The sequence below is a fragment of the Streptomyces callyspongiae genome (assembly GCF_047200695.1).
Classification (GTDB): Bacteria; Actinomycetota; Actinomycetes; order Streptomycetales; family Streptomycetaceae; genus Streptomyces.
The window spans coordinates 351771-370173 of sequence record NZ_JBJZOM010000001.1 but is presented as its reverse complement, the minus strand read 5'-3'; the positions used below and the strand labels follow the sequence as shown (position 1 = coordinate 370173).

The following is an 18403-nucleotide window of genomic DNA, read 5'->3' as shown; positions in this document are numbered from 1 at the left end:
CGGTGTGGAGTTCTACGCGAACAACTCCTCCGACCCGGGCGACTACCTCGTCGGCGAGAAGATCGACATCTACGGCGACGGCGAGCCGCTGCGCTACATGGACGAGCCCAGCAAGGACGGCGCCTCGCTCGACTACTGGTCGTCCAGCGCCGGCAGCGTCGACGTGCACTACTCGTCCGGGATCGCCAACCACTTCTTCTACCTGCTCTCCGAGGGCAGCGGGCAGAAGACCGTGAACGGCGTGACCTACGACAGCCCGACCTACGACGGCTCCTCCGTCTCGGGGATCGGCATCAACAAGGCCGAGCAGATCTGGTTCAAGGCCCTCAGCGAGCACATGACCTCGAACACCGACTACGCGGACGCGCGGGACGCGACCCTCACGGCCGCAACCGAGCTCTACGGGTCGGGCAGCGCCGAGGTCGCCGCCGTCGGGGACGCCTGGACCGCGGTGAACGTCACCGGCTCCACCGCCCACGGCAACGGAAACGGCAAGGGCAACGGCAAGAACTGACGCTCCGGCACTCCGCGCTCGCTGACAGGCGGGCGGGGGTGCAACAGCGCCCCGCCCCGGCGGGGGAGTCCCGACTCCTCCGCCGGGGCCTTTCGCGGTCCGTGCCTCGGGCCCGTGACGGCTACCCGCACACCGACGTCTCCTGTTCGCTCCGGAGGACCGAGCCGTGCCCGACCGACCCGAGATCGTCTGCCTCTGCGGCTCCACCCGGTTCGTGGAAGAGATGAGCGCGGCGAACCGCAGGCTGACCTTCGCCGGTGTCATCGTCCTCGCGCCGGGCGTCTTCCCGCACACCGAGGGCCACGGGCCGAACGGGCGGCCCACCGACGGGCAGAAGGCCGCGCTGGACGCCCTGCACCTGTGCAAGATCGACCTGGCCGACCGGGTTCTGGTCGTCAACCCGGGCGGATACATCGGCGCGTCCACGAGCCGGGAGATCGCCTACGCCCGTGCCACCGGCAAGCCGGTCTCGTTCACCGATCCCGTCCGGCCGGTGGACGCTTCGTGGTGAGTGAGGGCCCCGGTCCCGGCGTCGTACCGGGGCCGGGGCCCTCTCCGCGGTGCTGTCCGCGCCCCGTCACAGCGACGCGGGCAGCTCTCCGTCGAGCCAGTCCGTCATCGTCCTCATGTAGGTGGCGGTGATGTGGGCGCTGTTGCGGTAGACCAGCGCGTTGCCGACCACGGCCGGGCAGACGTCGTCCTGGCACAGCGCCTCGGACGGGTCGATCAGCCGCGCACCGGAAACGCTTTCTGCGGCGTCCTTGTTGACCCGCTCGAACCCGAGCCCCTTGCTCTTCGGGAACGCGCAGGCGTCGAGGTCGCCCAGCGACTCCGAGACGCACGACGGCATGTCCTGCGGCGGGTGGGGGTTGTCCGCCATGACGACGACCCGGGAACCGATGCTCCGAAGGTGCTCCAGTGTCTCCGCGTAGGCGGCGGAGGCCTTGGGGGCGCCCGCCCGCGCGTCGAGCCGCATGCCGTCCTGCATCACCGTCGTCGTCGCCTGGTTGCCGGTGACGACCATCTCCGGGGAGAGGTCGTCGATGCGCTCCATCGCGTCACGCCGCCAGGTGGCGCACTCGGTGTACTCGCGCTTGAGCTGCCCGTTGTACGTGGCGACGTCGGCGGGGGTGCAGCCGGACTTCGTCAGCACCATCAGCTTCCAGCCCCGCTCGCGCGCCACGCGGGCGAGCGCAGGGGTGTACTGCATGGCGTGCGAGTCGCCGAAGAGCACCACCGTCGTGTCGGAGGACGTGTCGCCGTACACGCATTGCGGGGGTTCCGGCGACACCGTGTCGCGCTGCGGGACGAGGCAGCCGTCCTTGTGGACCCGGCCGCGATCCTCGGTCGCGTCCTCCGGCAGCGGACGCAGGGCGTCCGCGGTCTGCTGCGGAGCGTCGCCGTCCCGCAGCGCCGCGACGCCCTTCACCTGACCGGGTGAAGCGAGCGGCACGCGCGGCACGTACAGCCAGGAGACCGCGCCGACCACCACGGCCAGCGCCGTGCAGGCGAACCCCAGCCAGAGGCTTCGCCGGGTGGGACGGAAGACGCGGGCGCGCCGGAAGAACTCCTCCACGAAGCGGTGAGAGAGCGCGGCGGGGATCCAGGACAAGGCAACCACCAGGAGCAGCAGCGACGTGGGCAACCCGTCGAACCACACCGTGGCGAACACGATCGCCGGCCAGTGCCACAGGTACCACGCGTAGGAAATGCGGCCCACGTAGCGTACCGGCGGCAGGTTGAGGAGGCGACCGACCGGGGTGCTCTCGGAGACCGTGCCGGCGGCGATGATCGCCGCGGTGCCCAGTACCGGGAGGACCGCGGCGATGCCCGGGAACGGCGTCACGTCGTCGAACCAGACCATCGACAGCGCCACGGCCGCGAGTCCGGCCGCGCCGAGCACGGCCGGTGCCCGGCGCGGGAGCCGCTGCCAGCGGGCGAGCGGCACCGCCGCGAGGAGTCCGCCCGCGGCGAGCTCCCAGGCGCGGGTGAATGTGGAGAAGTAGGCGGTGCCCGCCTCGGTCCAGGTCAGGTAGACGGAGTAGCTCAGCGAGGCGGCGGCGGTGGCGCCGAGGACGGCCGCGAGGCGCCTGCGGCGCCCCTCAGGGCGTCGGCACACCGCGAAGACGGCGAGCAGCAGCAGCGGCCAGACCAGGTAGAACTGCTCCTCGACCGACAGGGACCAGAAGTGCTGCACGGGGCTGGCGGCGGTACCCATGGCCGAGTAGTCCACGGCCTGCTGCGCCTGCTGCCAGTTGACGACGTACAGTCCTGCGGCGATCACGTCCGCGGCCACTCCGGCGCGTTCCACCGGGGACATCAGCAGCCAGGAGAGTGCGACCACCGTGCCGAGCACGAGCAGGGTCTGCGGGAGCAGCCTCCGCATGCGGCGCGCGTAGAAGGCCACGAGGGAGAGGGTGCCGGTGGTCTCCAGTTCGCGGAGTAGCAGGCCGGTGATCAGGAACCCGGAGACGACGAAGAAGACGTCGACGCCGACGTAGCCGCCGCTGATGCTGCCGACGCCCGCGTGGTAGGCCAGTACGGCGCCGACGGCGAGGGCGCGGAGTCCTTCGACGTCGCCGCGGAACCGGTGTGCCGGCGGTCGTGTCGCTCTCGGGGTGGTTGCCGCTCTGCCGGTGCGCGGCACCCGGCCGTCCATCACAGCCGTCGTGCCGCGCGAGTACGCCGCCCTGCTCTCCTGCTCGCCCATGAGTCCCCAACTGCCGTAGCGACTTGCACCGGTCCTCGTTCGGTCGCAAGTCGGCCCAGATTAGATCACGACTGGATCACGAAGCCACCTGGGCCCCTACCCGGCAGGTAAAGGGGCATGCGTGGGGTGGTGCGGCCCGAGCACACAAAAGGCCTGCGGAAACACACACGGTGTGCGCTTCCACAGGCCGGGCCGTGCGGGGCAGCGGGCCGCTCAGCTCTCCGGGGAGTCGTCCTGACCGGAGTCGGCGTCCTTCTCGAGCCCCAGCTGGTCGACGAGCCACTTGTCGAACTCGATCGAGGCCCGCACCCAGCTGACGGTGCTGGAGACGAAGTGCTCCAGCGAGACGCCGGTGCCGACCATCATCTGCGCCTCGCCGATCAGGCGCACGGTGCCGTCGTCGTGGGTGTGGCTGTAGACCTTCGGCCACAGCGTGCGGCGGTTCCAGTCGTCGATCGACTCGAGGATGGCGGGCTTCTCCTCGATGTTGTGCGGGCGGTCGTAGAACGTCCGCACCGAGAAGACCTGCTGCTCGGCCTCACCGCGGAACATGAAGTAGGTACGGAACTGCTCCCACGGCGCCGCGAGGTCCCCCTCGTCGTCGACGACGTACTTGAGCTCCATCTGGTCGAGGAGCTGCTTGACCAGGTCCTGGTCCGGTACGACGGGCCCGGCGGGACCGGACTCTGGCTGCTCGGGCTGCTGGCCCCCGAAGTTCGGAATCGAGGACGGGTCGATGCTCACCGTGGACTTCCCTTCGTATGGATACAGCCATACTCCCCCATGACGGGCCGGGGGACGCAACCTCCACGGCCCGTCGCCGGAGAGCGGCACCGGCCGGGCGTCGCCCGGCCGGGTCAGGCCGTCACTCGCGGGCGGGCGAGACGGCCAGGCCCTCGCGGCCGTCCGCCCGCTCGACCCGCACCACGTCGCCGTCGCGCACCTCGCCCGCGAGGATCTCCCGCGCCAGCCCGTCGCCGATCGCCGTCTGCACCAGGCGCCGGAGCGGCCGGGCGCCGTAGGCGGGGTCGTTGCCCTCGGAGGCGAGCCACTGCAGTGCCCCCGGCGTCACGTCCAGGGTGAGCCGCCGGTCGGCGAGCCGACGCTGCAGCGCGTCGATCTGGAGCTGCGCGATCCGGCTCAGCTCGTCGGGGCCGAGCGCGTCGAAGACCACGACGTCGTCCAGGCGGTTGAGGAACTCCGGACGGAAGGCCCCGCGCACGGCGGCCAGGACCTTCTCCCGCTTCTCCTCCGGCTTCTCCAGGGGATCGATCAGGTGCTGGCTGCCGAGGTTGGAGGTCAGGACGAGGATGGTGTTGCGGAAGTCGACGGTGCGGCCCTGGCCGTCGGTGAGCCGGCCGTCGTCGAGCACCTGGAGCAGGATGTCGAACGCCTCGTGGTGCGCCTTCTCCACCTCGTCGAGCAGCACCACGCTGTACGGCCGCCGCCGCACCGCCTCGGTGAGCTGCCCGCCCTCCTCATAGCCGACGTATCCGGGCGGGGCTCCCACGAGGCGCGCCACGGCGTGCTTCTCGCTGTACTCGCTCATGTCGATGCGGACCATCGCCCGCTCGTCGTCGAAGAGGAAGTCGGCGAGGGCCTTGGCGAGTTCGGTCTTGCCCACCCCGGTCGGGCCGAGGAACAGGAAGGAGCCCGTGGGCCGGTTCGGGTCGGCCACGCCCGCCCGGGTCCGGCGGACCGCGTCGGACACGGCCCGCACCGCCTCGGTCTGCCCGATCAGGCGACGGCCCAGCTCGTCCTCCATGCGCAGCAGTTTCTGGGTCTCGCCCTCCAGCAGCCGGCCCGCGGGAATGCCGGTCCAGGAGGCGACGACGTCGGCGATGTCGTCGGGACCGACCTCCTCCTTGACCATGGTGTCCTTGCCCGGACCCTCCTTGCCGGCGGCCTCCTCGGCCTCGCTGGCCTCCTCCAACTCCTGTTCCAGAGCGGGGATGTCGCCGTAGAGCAGCTGCGAGGCGGCGGCGAAGTCGCCGTCCCGCTGGGCGCGCTCTGCCCGGCCGCGGGCCTCGTCCAGGCGCTCCTTCAGCTCACCGACGCGGTTGAGGCCCTGCTTCTCCTTCTCCCAGCGGGCGGTGAGGCCGCGCAGCTCCTCCTCCTTGTCGGCCAGTTCACGACGGAGCCGCTCCAGGCGCTCCACGGAGCCGGGGTCGGTCTCGTTGGCGAGGGCCAGCTCCTCCATACGCAGCCGATCGACGGCCCGCTGCAGCTCGTCGATCTCGACCGGGGAGGAGTCGATCTCCATGCGCAGCCGGGACGCGGCCTCGTCGACCAGGTCGATCGCCTTGTCCGGCAGGAACCGCGAGGTGATGTAGCGGTCGGAGAGCGTGGCGGCGGCCACCAGCGCACCGTCCGCGATCTGCACCTTGTGGTGGGCCTCGTAGCGCCCCTTGAGTCCGCGCAGGATCGCGATGGAGTCCTCCACCGTCGGCTCGGCGACCAGCACCTGCTGGAAGCGGCGTTCCAGGGCGGCGTCCTTCTCGATCCGCTCGCGGTACTCGTCGAGCGTCGTCGCGCCGACCATCCGCAGCTCGCCCCGGGCCAGCATCGGCTTGAGCATGTTGCCGGCGTCCATCGCGGAGTCGCCGCCCGCGCCCGCGCCGACGACGGTGTGCAGCTCGTCGATGAAGGTGATGATCTGCCCGTCGCTGGACTTGATCTCGGCGAGCACCGTCTTCAGCCGCTCCTCGAACTCGCCGCGGTACTTGGCCCCGGCGACCATGGCTCCCAGGTCGAGGGCGACCAGCCGCTTGTCGCGCAGGGACTCGGGCACGTCGCCCTTCACGATGCGCTGCGCGAGGCCCTCCACGACGGCGGTCTTGCCGACGCCCGGTTCGCCGATCAGCACCGGGTTGTTCTTGGTGCGCCGGGAGAGCACCTGCACGACCCGGCGGATCTCCTGGTCCCGGCCGATGACCGGGTCCAGCCGCCCCTCGCGGGCAGCGGCGGTGAAGTCGGTGCCGAACTTCTCCAGCGCCTTGTACGTGCCCTCGGGGTCGGGCGTGGTGACCCGCCGGCCGCCGCGGGACTCCTCGAACGCCGCGAGCAGCTTCTTGTCGGTTGCGCCCTGCCCGGCCATCAGCTCGGCGGTGCGCCCGCCGCGTGCGGCGACGCCGATCAGCAAGTGCTCGGTGGAGACGAAGTCGTCGCCCAGCTCCTTCGCGCGCTGCGCCGCGTCGGCGATCACACCGAGCAGGGCGCGGTCGGCCTCCGGGCGGGAGACGGTGGACCCCTGGACTCTCGGCAGTCCCGCGAGTTCGCGTTCGGCGCCGGAGCGGAGCGCGGCCTGGTCGGCGTCGACCGCGGCGACGAGGTCCTGGATGTTCTCGTTGTCCTCGCCCTCGAGCAGGGCCAGGAGCAGGTGCGCCGGGGTGATGTCGGGGTGCCCGTCGGTCACGGCCCGGTCGCTGGCCGCGCTGATCGCGTCCCGGCTCCTGTTGGTCAGCTCGGCGTCCACGCTCGTCTGCGCCTCCTTCGGTCGGCTCCCGTGCTGTGACGTGCGGTGCTTCTTGCCGCATCCACCCTACAACAACTTGAGTCACTCTCGCTCAACTATATGGAGTACCTGGAGGGAGTCGGCGACGCGGTGGACCGCGCGCGGGTTCTCGCCCGGGTTACCGTCGGGCCATGCCCCTCCACGACGACCCCACCTTCCATGCGTTCTGGCGCGAGCGCCTCTACTCCACCCTGACCACCTTCCGGCCGGACGGCACGCCGCACGTGGTACCCGTCTGCGCGACCTACGACCCGGCGACGCACACCGCGCGCGTGGTCACCCGGGGAGGCAGTCGCAAGGCGCGCAACGTCGCGGCCGCCGGGCCGGAGGGAACCCGCGTCGCACTGTGCCAACTGGACCGGGCGCGGTGGGCCACGCTGGAGGGGCGCGCGGTCGTCCGCACCGACCCCGCGCTGATCGCCGACGCGGAGGAGCGCCACGAGAGCCGCTACGGACGGCGCCCGCGGCCCAACCCGGAACGGGTACTGCTCGAGATCGCCGTGGACCGCACCATGGGCCGCTACTGACCGGACGACCGACGGAAACACGCCGCAAGACGATTACCGGCCGAATTCCGACGACCGGATTCGACCGTTTCGGAACAGCCGCGACTCCTCCCCCGGGCCCTCCTCCGCGCCCTGCACCGCCATGAATCCGGCAGAACGCATGACTCGAAGTAACCTCTGCCGGATTTGCGCCGCACCCCGTCGCAGGCATCCGGAAGGCAAACCTCCGGTGACCGAAACGTTCCGCCGAATCTTTGGGCTTGATCGGATCTGCCTCGTCCTCGCCGGTGCGCCCTAGTGTGCGGCGCGGAAGCGAGGAAATCCCTCGCTCTGGTCCCGGGAGGAGCGCACGTGCGCCGATTCAGACGAATAACCTCATCCCCCCGCAACCGGGTCCTCGGCATCGCCGCGGTAGCCGGAGCTCTCGCCCTCACCCCCGTCTCCGCGCCGACGGGTTCCGCCGCCGAAGCGCCGACGACCTCCGCCTCCGCCTCCGCCGACCGGCTGTGCGAGCAGGCCGAGGGCCACGGCAACGCACCCTCCGCCGCCCGCGTCGCGCGGCCGCACGGCCTCTCCGCCACCGCGAAGGAGCCCAACGCGGTGAGCCAGAAGCAGGCCGCCGCCATGGAGAAGGCCCTCGAGGGCAAGCTGGCGAAGCTGCGTGCCGACGGCAAGCTGCAGGGGAACGGCAAGGGCAAGCCCGGCGGCTCGCTCGACGCCGCGGTCACGATCCCGGTCTACTTCCACGTCATCCACGACGGGGCCGCCGGCCAGCTCAGCTCGAGCGACATCAACGCCCAGATGAACGTCCTCAACGACGCCTACGGCGGCGTCGGCTCGGGCAACGCCGCGACGAACTACAGCTTCTCGCTCGCCGGCACCACCTACACCGACAACGCCTCCTGGTACAACGGCATCCAGCCGGACAGCTCCGAGGAAGCGGCCATGAAGAGCAGCCTCCGCCAGGGCGGCTCGAACGCGCTGAACGTCTACACCGCCGACCTCGGCGGCGGCCTCCTCGGCTGGGCGACCTTCCCGTCGTCCTACTCCTCGAGCCCGGAGATGGACGGCGTCGTCATCCTCGACGAGTCGCTGCCCGGCGGCTCCGCCACCAACTACGACGAGGGCGACACCGCCACCCACGAGGTCGGCCACTGGATGGGCCTGTACCACACCTTCCAGGGCGGCTGCAACGGCCAGGGCGACTACGTCGACGACACCGCGGCCGAGAGCAGCCCCGCCTACGGCTGCCCGACCGGGCGCGACTCCTGCACCCGTCAGTCCGGCGTGGACCCGATCCACAACTTCATGGACTACACCTACGACTCCTGCATGTACCAGTTCACCCAGGGCCAGGTGGACCGCATGGACCAGTTCTGGGCGGCCTACCGCGGCTGACGCCGTTCCGCCCGACGGGCCCGCGCCGCACCCGCGGCGCGGGCCCCCGGCGTACCGGCGCACCGGAGCACCCCCGGCACGACCAGGGGCAGGGCGGCCCGCCGCGGACACCCCGCGAGGTGACGCGCCGCTCACGATTCATGCACGGGTTCCACTCCGGTTACGCCGCTGCACTGCACCGGAAGGTGTTCGCGGCATAACCTGGGCACGACCCGCCCGGCGCTCCGCGCGCGCGCCGTGGTGCTCGCCAGACAAACGAGCCACACCACCGGTTCGCCATCCGAGCTGCAGGGGGCCGACTTGGATACCAACGCGATGTCAGTCTTCGGCGTCTCCGCGGAGGAAGAGGAGATCTACCGCCACTTCCTGCGCCACCCCGGGACCCCGGCCGAGGATCTGCACCGGCGGTTGCGCCGCGACCCCGACGACACCAAGAAGTCACTGGAGCGGCTTCGGGAGATCGGCCTGCTGCGGGACAGCTGCGACCGGCAGGGATACACCCCGACCAACCCCGAGATCGCCGTCGCCCGGCTCATGGACCGGCGACTGTACGAACTGCACGAGGAGATCCTCCGGGTCACGCAGTCGCGGTACGTCGTCGACGCGCTGCGCGCGGAGACGGGCAACCCGCTACCGCAGCCCCAGGGCGTGGAGCAGCTGGTCGACCTGGCGGAGATCCGCGGCCGGATAGACGACCTGGCCTTCTTCGCCCGCGAGGAGATCCTTTCCGTCGAGCCGTACACCGAGCTCACACCCGCCAACATCGACCACGCCCGTCCGCTGGACATGCGTTGCCTGCGCCGCGGCGTGCGCATACGCAACGTCGTGCTGCGCACGGCACTCGAGCACCAGCCGACGGTCGCCTACCTCAAGGAACTCGCCCACCGGGGTGCGCAGATACGCGTGGCCGACGACGTCTCCGAGCGCATCCTGGTCTACGACCGGCGCGTCGCGCTGGTGCCGGTCGATGCCGCCGACACCTCGCGCGGCGCCCTGCTCGCCCACGAGAGCGGGCTGGTCAGCAACATCATGGCGCTGTTCGAGAAGATCTGGGACGGAGCCCAGGATCTGCTGGAGGCCACCGGCGAGGAGGGCGCAACGCTTTCCCTCTCCGAGATGGAGCGCAGAGTCCTCAGCTCCATGGTCTCGGTCGGCAAGGACGAGGCCGGCGCACGCGAGTTGGGCATCTCGGTCCGCACCTACCGGCGCCACGTCGCGGACCTCATGCGTTTACTGGGCGCGGCCAGCCGCGCGCAGGCAGCACTGCTCGCCCGCGAGCACGGCTGGGTGTGAGAGCTTCTCCGCCCCGCCCGATCTCCGCCCGGCACCTCACGTCACGGTGCGCCACCCGCGCATCGCGCTGTCGGCCATCACCGCCGCCACCTCCGCCCGCACGGCATCCCACCCACCGGTGGTACCGAGCAGCACCCGCAGCCGCACGCGGTCCCGCTCCACCTCCGGCAGGCAGCTCCAGTTGGCGGGCAGCAGCCCGAGCAGGCGGACCACGGTGGTCTCGCCGCCCGGCGCCCGGCACTCGTCACGCACCACCACGATGTCCACATAGGCAGTGCTGAGAGCCGAACGGCTGTCGGCCCAGGTATAGCTGGTCATCGGCACGTCTCCCCCTCCGGAACGTCCGTCGTTCGCTGAAACGGCACGGATTCCCCGAGTCGTCGCGCGTTTCGCCCTGCGTGCCCTCCGCGCCCTCGGCACACATCGCGCAACGACCCGTCGTTCCCTCTGCGTTCATCCCCCGCACGTGGTGTGGCGTCCGCACTCCGGCTGCGGCAGCAGACGCAGCGTCCGCGGCACCGGCGCCCGCAGGTCGACACAGGTCACCCGGGACGCACCGGCGCGCGGCGGTCCTTCCCGTTCGGACACCGTGGCGCCGACCGGTGTCTCGTACACCGCCGACCAGACGGAGCGCACCACTTCGACCGCGGACGGCGTCAGTTCGGGGCGGGCCCGCAGACCTTCGGGCTCGTGGCCCCACGCCCGGGCATTCCGTGCCGGTCCGGTGCGTGCACGCTGCCAGAACAGGCCCAGGCAGAGCCCGCACGGCGCGTCGGCGGACCGCCGGCCGCCGCCCCACGGGCCGATCAGTACGGTCCGTCCGGTCAGGTGGATCGTGGCCCGCGCACGCACCGGAGCGTAGGGGTCGGTGACCTCGCCCAGGGGATCCGCCGGGCCCAGCGGCACGACCAGCGGCTCGGTGCGCGCCTGCAAGGCACACGCGGGGAACTGCACGTAGCGCGGGTCGAGTTCGCGTTGAAGGGCCGCTCGCACAGCCTCGAGCGGCCGGGGGTGGCGGTGTCTGACGGGCGTGGTTATCGGCGCTGCGGCCATCATCGATCACACCTTCTGAGGGGGGTGGTGGGGGATGGGTGGTTGCGGACGGAGCCCCGGGGAGGAGGCCGTCCGCAGGCGGGCGGCGGTGTGCTGTGCGTAGGTGTGGAGCAGGGCGTGCATGCGGTACGGCCCGGGCGGGCCGTCCTCGAGGAGTCCGGCGTCGGCGAGACGGTCCAGCACCGCCTCCGTCTCGGCACACGGCTCCCGGCCGCCGCCGATCGCGGGGCCGAGCAGGGGAGCGGCATGCGCCGCGTGGAAGGCAGCGGCTCCCGAAGCCGGCAGCGAGCCGAGCCGCAGGAAGGCGTCGGCGCAGCGCGGATCGAGCCGGTCCAGCGCCGTGCCGAGGACATGCTCCAGGGACATCGGAGGGTCGTCGGTCAGGCGCAGACGTGTCACCGGATTCTCCGCCAGCCAGTGCGCCACCTCGGCCAGGCGCAGCCCCGGACGGGTGGAGAGCCAGGCCGTCGCGATTCGCAGGGCGAGAGGCAGGTGGCCGCAGACCGCGGCCAGACGCCGGGCTGCTTCCGGCTCCTTCTCCACGCGCGTAGCACCGAGTACGTTCCCCAGCAGGGCACGGGACTCCTGGGCACGGAACACGCCGAGGCGGTGGACGCGGGCGCCGTGGGTGACGACCAGGCCCGCCAGCCGCCGCCTGCTGGTGACGACGGCGGCGGCAGCGTCGCGCCCGGCCGGCAGCAGGGGGCGCACCTGGTCGGCGTCGACCACGTCGTCCAGCACCAGGAGGCGGCGGCTGCGCGGCCTCTCGGCGGAGCGGCTCCGTGCGGCCTCCGTCACGGCGAGGGCCTCGTCCGCCGTACGGGGCGTCCCGTCCGGACGCACCATCCGGACCAACGTCACGCCGCCGGGGAAGTGTTCGCGTACCCGGTGCGCGACGTGGCGGGCGAGCGCCGTCTTCCCCACACCGGGCGCGCCGCTGACGAGCAGTGTGGCGGGCCCGTCGGCCGTGCCGAGAGCGGCGGTCATCGCCGCAGTCTCCGCGACGCGTCCCTCGAACGCGGGCACGTCCGTGACCGGTGCCGCCGCGGTCCGCGGAACGGAGGCGCTGGGCGGGTGCGCGCGGGCCGGGGGGCGGGCGGGCTCCGGCGCGCGCGAAGCGGCCTCGGGCTCGTCGCCGCGCAGGATGGCGAGTTCCAGCCGTTGCAGGGACGAGCAGGGGTCCACTCCGAGTTCGTCCCGGAGGTGCTGTTTGATCTCGCGGTACTCGGCGAGTGCCTCCGCCTGCCGTCCGGACCGGTAGAGCGCCTCGATGAGCCGCTCACGGAACCTTTCGTGCGAGGGGTGGGCCCGGGTCACGCTCCACAGCTCCGGCAGCGCGGGGGCGTAGCGCCCGAGCGACATCTCCAGGTCGCACAGGCGCTCCACGGTCCGCAGCCGTTCCTCCGTGAGCCGTGGCACGTCGTCCCGGTGCAGCGCCGGTGACGGCACGTTCGCCAGCACCGGCCCCTGCCACAACGCGAGGGCCTCGCGCAGCGCCGCCGCCTCCGTCTCGGGTGCGTCCGACAGGTCGCGCGCCGCACGGACCCGTTCGCGGAAGTCGAGGAGGTCGAGGACGGCAGGCCCGGCGGCCACACGATAGCCGCCGGGCACCGCATCGATGGAGGTCTCCGTCACCCCGTACCGGGCGAGGAGCCGACGGAGCCGCAGCACGCAGGTCTGCAGCGCGGACCGGCCCGTACCCGGCCGGTCCGCACCCCACACGCTCCGCTGCAGTACGTCCGCCGACACCACGGTGCCGGCGTGCAGCAGGAGTGCGGCCAGCAGGGTCGTGGGGCGGGAGGGCCGCAGGACGACGGCGTCGGTTCCGTCAGTGATGCTGAGCGGCCCGAGCACCTGGAACCGCATGGCCGTTACTGCCAGCCGTTGACGTTCTCGCAGGTGTCTTCGACGAGGGAACCGTCCGTGAGCCCGAGGAGGTCGGCGTCCGCCACCTCTTGGCACACACTGATGCCGGCAAGGTGCTGCGGCGACGGGGGCGTTTCAACGGGGGACGCCGCCGCAGCACCGGCTGGCAAGGAGAGCAGCGCCGTGGTGAGCGCTCCCAGCATCGCGCCGCGCCCCCGTCCGGCGCGCTGCCGCGAGTGCCCGTCCGTGGTGCTGGATGTCGGGTGTGCACCCATCACTGCCCCCTTGAGCTGGTGGTCGAACTCCTTGCTCATCCGGCCCGGTCGACGAGGCGGTCCGCCCTGCCGACCGACGTGTCAGAGACTGCCAGGAGCCGGGACCCGGCGACAGGCGGCTCCCTGTCAACTTGCTGCACTGCGACCGCAACTTCTTGCCAGCCCTCCCCCCGACCTCCCGATCCTCGGCGTCCTCGGCTGACGCCGCAGCAAGGGCAGGGCGGGGCGGAGAGACGCACGCACGAACGAGCCGCCGGGCGGCGCATGCTCCCACCCGGCGGCTCCCGAAAGGCCGGTGTCAGTCCGAGTAGCCCCAGGTACGGGCGATCGGCCGCAGCATCTCGGGGGTCTCCTCGATCGTCGGCAGCGGGCGTCCGCGCTGGACGGAACCGGTCCGGATCTTGTCCCTCCAGTCCCCGAGTCCCTTGGAGAAGGAACCGTGCCCGTCGGTGCCGTAGTCCAGCATGCCCTCCTCCCAGGGCACGCCCAGGAAGGTGCAGATGCGGCGCGTCTCCTGCTCCGGGTCCTCGGTCAGGTCCTCGTAGCGCACGGTGAGGGTGTCGTGCCGCTGCCGGGTGCGCTCCACGGCCTCCGCGTACTTCAGCGCGTGCGGCACGGCGCGCTCCATCGGCCGCTTCTCCGGGTCGGCTTCGTGCCAGGAGCGGGCCACGGAGCAGGGGTGGCGCAGCAGGGTGAGGAAACGGGCGTCCGGCCAGCAGGTGGCGAGCCGGTCGCTGACGAAGACGTTGCTGGGCGTCTTCTCCACCAGCGTCGGCTTCCCGCTCCGGGTCAGTTCGCGATGGAGCACCCGGTCCCACAGCAGGTGTTCGATGTCGGCCCGGTTGTGCCCGAAGGCCTTCATCGCGCGCACCCCGGTCCGGCTGGGTTGCCGGACGTACAGGGTGCGGATGTGCGTCTCGTGCGGGGCGTACAGCTGCGAGTGGCTGTTCAGGAGGACCCGGAGCAGGGTGGAGCCGGATCGCGGGCACGAGAAGATGAAGACCGGCGCCTTCAGCAGCCGGTCGTGCTCCGGATCGGCGGGCGGCCTGGCGGACTCGGCCACCGTGCCGCCGGACGTGCCGGCCGGGCGGTCGGCGGGCGACGGGTGCGCCTTGGCCAGCCGCAGGCCGGTGCTCTTCTCCAGTACGGCGTTCGCCGTTCGCAGCCAGGACATGGCGCCAATCTAGGAGCGCGTGGAAGCCGTGCGCAGTCCCGAGTGGCCGGTTTCGCCCAGATATCCGCCGCCGTACGTCGACCGTTCACCGGCCGGGCACCGGAAGGCAACCCTCCGACGGGGAGACGCCTCGCTCCACCGCGGAGGTCCTGCGGAGCGATGGCGTACGCGGGCTCCGATCCTCCGGCGGGGCGAGCGGCCGGAGGTTTCCACATGCGTGCCGCGCATGATCCCACAGCCGGTGGCTCCGCGCGAAGAATCGGCGGTGCTTGCGGCAACTCCGTGAAGATCAGGTCTAATTGACGCTGACTCACCTGACTTCGACAGGGGCTCCTCGGAGCACCTGTCCTGCCCCACGGAGGACACAGCATGACCGTCCCGTCGCAGCCTCGGACCGAAGAGGCTGGGGAGCCCTTGCGGTCTCTGAGCACGGCCGCCGCGCGGAAGCTCGCAACCACCACCAAGTCCGCCCCGCAGATGCAGGGCATCACCTCGCGCTGGCTTCTCAAGGTCCTCCCGTGGGTGCAGACCGAAGGCGGCGTCTACCGCGTGAATCGACGGCTGACCTACGCGGTCGGCGACGGCCGGATCGACTTCGAACAGACCGGGGCGACCGTCCGCGTGATCCCCCCGGAACTCGGAGAGCTGGGGATCTTCCGCGGCTTCGAGGACACGGAGGCCCTGTCGGCGCTGGCCGACGCGTTCACGCAGCACGACTTCGAGGCCGGTGAGGTCCTGGCCCGCGAGGGCGACGACGTCCAGTACGTGCGCCTCATCGCGCACGGCAGGGTCCGCCGTACCCGCGCAGGCAAGTACGGCGAGGACCTGGTGCTGGAGACCGTCGCCGAGGGCGACCGGTTCGGCGAGGAGGCACTGCTCGGTGAGCCCGCCGTTTGGGACGCCACCGCCACCGCGGTGACCTCCGGCACCCTCCTGCAGTTGCAGCGGGAGGACTTCGAGCGGGTGCTGGAGCGCGCGCCGTCGCTGCGCGCGCACGTCGCCGCCTTCCGCGACCTGCCCGCGCAGGAACAGAACAAGCAGGGAGAGGCCGACATCGCACTGGCGTCGGGCCACATCGGCGAACCGACGCTGCCCGGCACCTTCGTCGACTACGAACTCAAGCCGCGCGAGTACGAGCTGTCCGTCGCGCAGACCGTTCTGCGGGTCCACAGCCGCGTCGCGGACCTGTACAACAAGCCGATGAACCAGACCGAGGAGCAGTTGCGGCTCGCGATCGAGGCGCTGCGCGAGCGTCAGGAGCACGAGCTCGTCAACAACCGCGAGTTCGGTCTGCTGCACAACGCCGAGTACAAGCAGCGCATCCGCACCCACGCGGGACCTCCCACTCCGGACGACCTGGACGAGCTGCTGTCCCGCCGCCGCAACACCCGCGTGATGCTGGCCCACCCGAAGGCCATCGCCGCCATCGGGCGTGAGTTGAACCACCGCGGGCTGTATCCGGGGAACGCCGACTTCAACGGCGAGTCGGTACCGGCCTGGCGCGGTGTGCCAATCCTTCCCTGCAACAAGATCCCAGTGACCCCGCAGGGCACGTCCTCGGTGATCGCGATGCGATTGGGAGAGGACAACCAGGGTGTCATCGGTCTGCACCAGACCGGCATCCCGGACGAGGTCGAGCCCGGCCTCAACGCCCGCTTCATGGGCATCGACGACAAGGCCGTCATCTCCTACCTGGTGTCCACCTACTACTCGGCCGCGGTACTGGTCCCGGACGCGCTCGGCATCCTCGAGGACGTCGAGGTCCACCGCCGCCGCGACTGACCGGAAGAGGACGGAGCAATGGCCAAGCCCTTCGAGCTGCCCACGTTCTACGAGCCGTATCCGGCCCGCCTGAGCCCCCACCTGGAGACGGCCCGCGCCCATGCGCGGGCCTGGGCGACGAGCATGGGCATGCTCGAGGGCTCGGGCATCTGGGACACCGCCGCGTTCGACGCGCACGACTACGCCCTGCTGTGCGCCTACACCCATCCGGACACCTCCGCCGAACGGCTGGCGACCGTCACCGACTGGTACGTGTGGGTGTTCTTCTTCGACGACCACTTCCTGGAGAAGTACAAGTACACCCGCGACACCGTCGCCGCGCAGGAGCACCTGCAGCGGCTGCGGGCCTTCATGCCGGCCGACCCCGCCGCCCCGATGCCGGAGCCGCGCGACCCGGTGGAAACGGGTCTGGCGGATCTGTGGCGGCGCACCGTGCCCGTCATGACGGACGACTGGCGGGAACGGTTCACCGAGGCCACGCTCGCCCTGCTGGACGAGTCGATGTGGGAACTGTCCAACATCGAGAGCGGCCGGATCTCCAACCCGCTCGAGTACATCGAGATGCGCCGCAAGGTCGGTGGCGCTCCCTGGTCGGCCGGTCTCGTGGAGTACGCGGCGTACGCCGAGGTGCCCGCCCGGGTGGCGTCGTCCCGGCCGCTGCTGGTGCTGCGCGACACCTTCTCCGACGCCGTCCACCTGCGCAACGACCTCTTCTCGTACCAGCGGGAGGTGGAGGAGGAGGGCGAGCTGTCCAACGGCGTGCTCGTGTTCGAGACCTTCCTGGAGTGCACCACGCAGGAGGCCGCGGACAGGGTCAACGACCTGCTCACCGCCCGCCTCCACCAGTTCGAGCACACGGCGCTCACCGAGGTGCCGCCGCTGTGCGCCGAGCACGGGCTGACACCCGACGAGCAGGTGCGCATCGCCGCGTACGCCAAGGGCCTGCAGGACTGGCAGTCCGGCGGTCACGAGTGGCACCGCCGGTCCAGTCGCTACATGCGGGAGTCCGGGCCCGGTCCGGACAGCGGTTCCCGGCTGCCGGCCGGCCCCACCGGCCTCGGCACCAGCGCGTCCCGCCTGGCGGGGTCGTACGCGCACACCATGCCGCAGCGGCTGCGCGGCTTCACGCACGTGCAGCAGCCCGCGGGCGGCCTGCCGGAGCCGGACCCGCGCATGCCGTACGCGGCGCAGTGCTCCCCGCACCTGGACGCCTCGCGGGAGAAACTCGTCACCTGGTGCCGCACGTTCGGGATCACCGCCGAAGGTGTGTGGGACGAGCGGAAGCTGCGGGCGGCGGACCTGCCGCTGTGCGCGGCCGGCATCCACCCGGACGCCACGCCGGAGGGCCTCGACCTGACCTCCGGCTGGTTGGCGTGGGGCACGTACGGCGACGACTACTACCCGCTCGTGTTCGGGCGCACCGGCAACCTGGCCGCGGCGAGGCGCTACACCGAGGGTCTGGCGGACTTCATGCCGGTGGACGTGGGGCCGCCGCCGCGGCAGGCGGACACGGCGATGGAACGCTCGCTGTACGACCTGTGGATGCGCACGGCGTCGCCGATGACGCGGGAGGCCCGGGTCACGTTCCGGCAGACCATCGTCGACATGACGGACTCCTGGGTGTGGGAACTGGTCAACGCGCTGGAGCGCAGGGTTCCCGAGCCCGTGGACTACATCGAGATGCGCCGCAAAACCTTCGGCGCCGACCTCACCATGAGCCTGTCGCGCATCGGTCACGGCGGGGTCGTCCCCGAGGAGGTGTACCGCTCCCGTCCGGTGCAGGCGCTGGAACACTCGGCGGCGGACTGGGCCGGCCTGCTCAACGACGTGTTCTCGTTCCGCAAGGAGATCGAGTTCGAGGGCGAGATCCACAACGCGGTGCTGGTCGTGCAGCGGTTCCTGGACTGTACGCAGGCGCAGGCCCGCCGGATCGTCGACGACCTGATCGACGGCCGCATGCGGGAGTTCCAGCACGTCCTCGCCGTGCAGATCCCCGCCCTGTGCGACGACCTGGACCTGCCGCAGGAGGTCCGCAGGGCCCTCGACAGGTACGCGCGGGAGCTGCAGAACTGGATGTCCGGCATCCTCGTGTGGCACCGCGGCTGTGGCCGCTACGACGAGGACGAACTGCGCCGCGACATGGGCGGCCTGGGCACCGCGGTGACCCGGGCGCGGGTGGGCGCGCTGGGCGTCTGACAGGACACGTGCCGGGCCTGCCCCGGGGGGACGCTCCGGCGGCCCCCGGGGCGGGTCGGCGCGCGCAGACCGTGGGCGGCACCGTGGCGCGGCTGTCACCCGCCGACGTCGAAGGCCCCCTG

Annotated in this window: 15 protein-coding genes; 7 read left to right on the top strand and 8 right to left on the bottom strand. The window is 71.5% G+C overall.

Annotated features, from left to right (window positions below; translation table 11 throughout):
- Window positions 1–514 (top strand): M4 family metallopeptidase (locus tag ACL06G_RS01795; RefSeq protein WP_412787983.1); only part of this gene is annotated, 514 nt, incomplete at its 5' end.
- Between the two features lie 166 nt (window positions 515–680).
- The gene (locus ACL06G_RS01790; protein WP_412787982.1) at window positions 681–1025 is read left to right on the top strand and encodes a hypothetical protein; all 345 of its coding nucleotides are present in this window, start codon (window positions 681–683) and stop codon (window positions 1023–1025) included.
- 66 nt (window positions 1026–1091) lie between these two features.
- Here ACL06G_RS01790 and ACL06G_RS01785 read toward each other — a convergent pair whose 3' ends face one another.
- The 3 genes from ACL06G_RS01785 to clpB form a co-directional block, all read right to left on the bottom strand.
- Window positions 1092–3224: an acyltransferase family protein gene (locus tag ACL06G_RS01785; RefSeq protein WP_412787981.1), complete on the bottom strand. Its 2133-nt coding sequence runs from the start codon at window positions 3222–3224 to the stop codon at window positions 1092–1094.
- A 213-nt stretch (window positions 3225–3437) separates the two neighbouring features.
- Window positions 3438–3968 (bottom strand): YbjN domain-containing protein, encoded by a 531-nt coding sequence (locus ACL06G_RS01780; RefSeq protein ID WP_412787980.1) that lies wholly within the window; start codon window positions 3966–3968, stop codon window positions 3438–3440.
- A 121-nt stretch (window positions 3969–4089) separates the two neighbouring features.
- The gene (gene clpB / locus ACL06G_RS01775) at window positions 4090–6699 is read right to left on the bottom strand and encodes an ATP-dependent chaperone ClpB (RefSeq protein WP_412835241.1); all 2610 of its coding nucleotides are present in this window, start codon (window positions 6697–6699) and stop codon (window positions 4090–4092) included.
- A gap of 170 nt (window positions 6700–6869) precedes the next feature.
- On the opposite strand from clpB, the gene ACL06G_RS01770 reads away from it, so the two are divergent.
- From ACL06G_RS01770 to ACL06G_RS01760, 3 genes are all read left to right on the top strand, one after another.
- A complete protein-coding gene (locus ACL06G_RS01770; RefSeq protein ID WP_412835240.1) occupies window positions 6870–7265 on the top strand; it encodes a pyridoxamine 5'-phosphate oxidase family protein in 396 nt (131 codons plus the stop codon).
- Between the two features lie 330 nt (window positions 7266–7595).
- On the top strand, window positions 7596–8642 hold the full coding sequence (locus ACL06G_RS01765) for a M43 family zinc metalloprotease (RefSeq protein ID WP_412835239.1): 1047 nt from the start codon (window positions 7596–7598) through the stop codon (window positions 8640–8642).
- A 315-nt stretch (window positions 8643–8957) separates the two neighbouring features.
- Window positions 8958–9935, top strand: coding sequence for a helix-turn-helix transcriptional regulator (locus ACL06G_RS01760; protein WP_412787976.1), 978 nt, complete (start codon window positions 8958–8960; stop codon window positions 9933–9935).
- Window positions 9936–9971: 36 nt separating this feature from the next.
- Here ACL06G_RS01760 and ACL06G_RS01755 read toward each other — a convergent pair whose 3' ends face one another.
- The 5 genes from ACL06G_RS01755 to ACL06G_RS01735 all read right to left on the bottom strand — a co-directional run bounded on the left by ACL06G_RS01755 (window position 9972) and on the right by ACL06G_RS01735 (window position 14303).
- Window positions 9972–10253, bottom strand: coding sequence for a hypothetical protein (locus ACL06G_RS01755; RefSeq protein WP_412787975.1), 282 nt, complete (start codon window positions 10251–10253; stop codon window positions 9972–9974).
- Between the two features lie 135 nt (window positions 10254–10388).
- Window positions 10389–10928, bottom strand: coding sequence for a hypothetical protein (locus ACL06G_RS01750; protein WP_412835238.1), 540 nt, complete (start codon window positions 10926–10928; stop codon window positions 10389–10391).
- 66 nt (window positions 10929–10994) lie between these two features.
- Complete coding sequence (locus tag ACL06G_RS01745) at window positions 10995–12854, bottom strand: AfsR/SARP family transcriptional regulator (protein ID WP_412787973.1); 1860 nt, start codon at window positions 12852–12854, stop codon at window positions 10995–10997.
- 5 nt (window positions 12855–12859) lie between these two features.
- Complete coding sequence (locus tag ACL06G_RS01740) at window positions 12860–13168, bottom strand: hypothetical protein (RefSeq protein WP_412787972.1); 309 nt, start codon at window positions 13166–13168, stop codon at window positions 12860–12862.
- A gap of 259 nt (window positions 13169–13427) precedes the next feature.
- Window positions 13428–14303 (bottom strand): sulfotransferase family protein, encoded by an 876-nt coding sequence (locus ACL06G_RS01735; protein ID WP_412787971.1) that lies wholly within the window; start codon window positions 14301–14303, stop codon window positions 13428–13430.
- 369 nt (window positions 14304–14672) lie between these two features.
- Between ACL06G_RS01735 and ACL06G_RS01730 the strand changes: the two genes are divergently transcribed.
- Together ACL06G_RS01730 and ACL06G_RS01725 are read left to right on the top strand one after the other, a co-directional pair.
- Window positions 14673–16085 (top strand): family 2B encapsulin nanocompartment shell protein, encoded by a 1413-nt coding sequence (locus ACL06G_RS01730; RefSeq protein WP_412787970.1) that lies wholly within the window; start codon window positions 14673–14675, stop codon window positions 16083–16085.
- A gap of 18 nt (window positions 16086–16103) precedes the next feature.
- On the top strand, window positions 16104–18281 hold the full coding sequence (locus ACL06G_RS01725) for a terpene synthase family protein (protein ID WP_412787969.1): 2178 nt from the start codon (window positions 16104–16106) through the stop codon (window positions 18279–18281).
- The last annotated feature ends 122 nt before the right edge of the window (window positions 18282–18403 follow it).

Coding starts and splice junctions, on each gene's coding strand:
- ACL06G_RS01785 (WP_412787981.1), bottom strand. CDS start 3,224: ATGGGCGAGCAGGAGAGCAGGGCGGCGTACTCGCGCGGCACGACGGCT.
- ACL06G_RS01770 (WP_412835240.1), top strand. CDS start 6,870: ATGCCCCTCCACGACGACCCCACCTTCCATGCGTTCTGGCGCGAGCGC.
- ACL06G_RS01745 (WP_412787973.1), bottom strand. CDS start 12,854: ATGCGGTTCCAGGTGCTCGGGCCGCTCAGCATCACTGACGGAACCGAC.
- ACL06G_RS01755 (WP_412787975.1), bottom strand. CDS start 10,253: ATGACCAGCTATACCTGGGCCGACAGCCGTTCGGCTCTCAGCACTGCC.
- ACL06G_RS01740 (WP_412787972.1), bottom strand. CDS start 13,168: ATGAGCAAGGAGTTCGACCACCAGCTCAAGGGGGCAGTGATGGGTGCA.
- ACL06G_RS01760 (WP_412787976.1), top strand. CDS start 8,958: ATGTCAGTCTTCGGCGTCTCCGCGGAGGAAGAGGAGATCTACCGCCAC.
- ACL06G_RS01730 (WP_412787970.1), top strand. CDS start 14,673: ATGACCGTCCCGTCGCAGCCTCGGACCGAAGAGGCTGGGGAGCCCTTG.
- ACL06G_RS01735 (WP_412787971.1), bottom strand. CDS start 14,303: ATGTCCTGGCTGCGAACGGCGAACGCCGTACTGGAGAAGAGCACCGGC.
- ACL06G_RS01725 (WP_412787969.1), top strand. CDS start 16,104: ATGGCCAAGCCCTTCGAGCTGCCCACGTTCTACGAGCCGTATCCGGCC.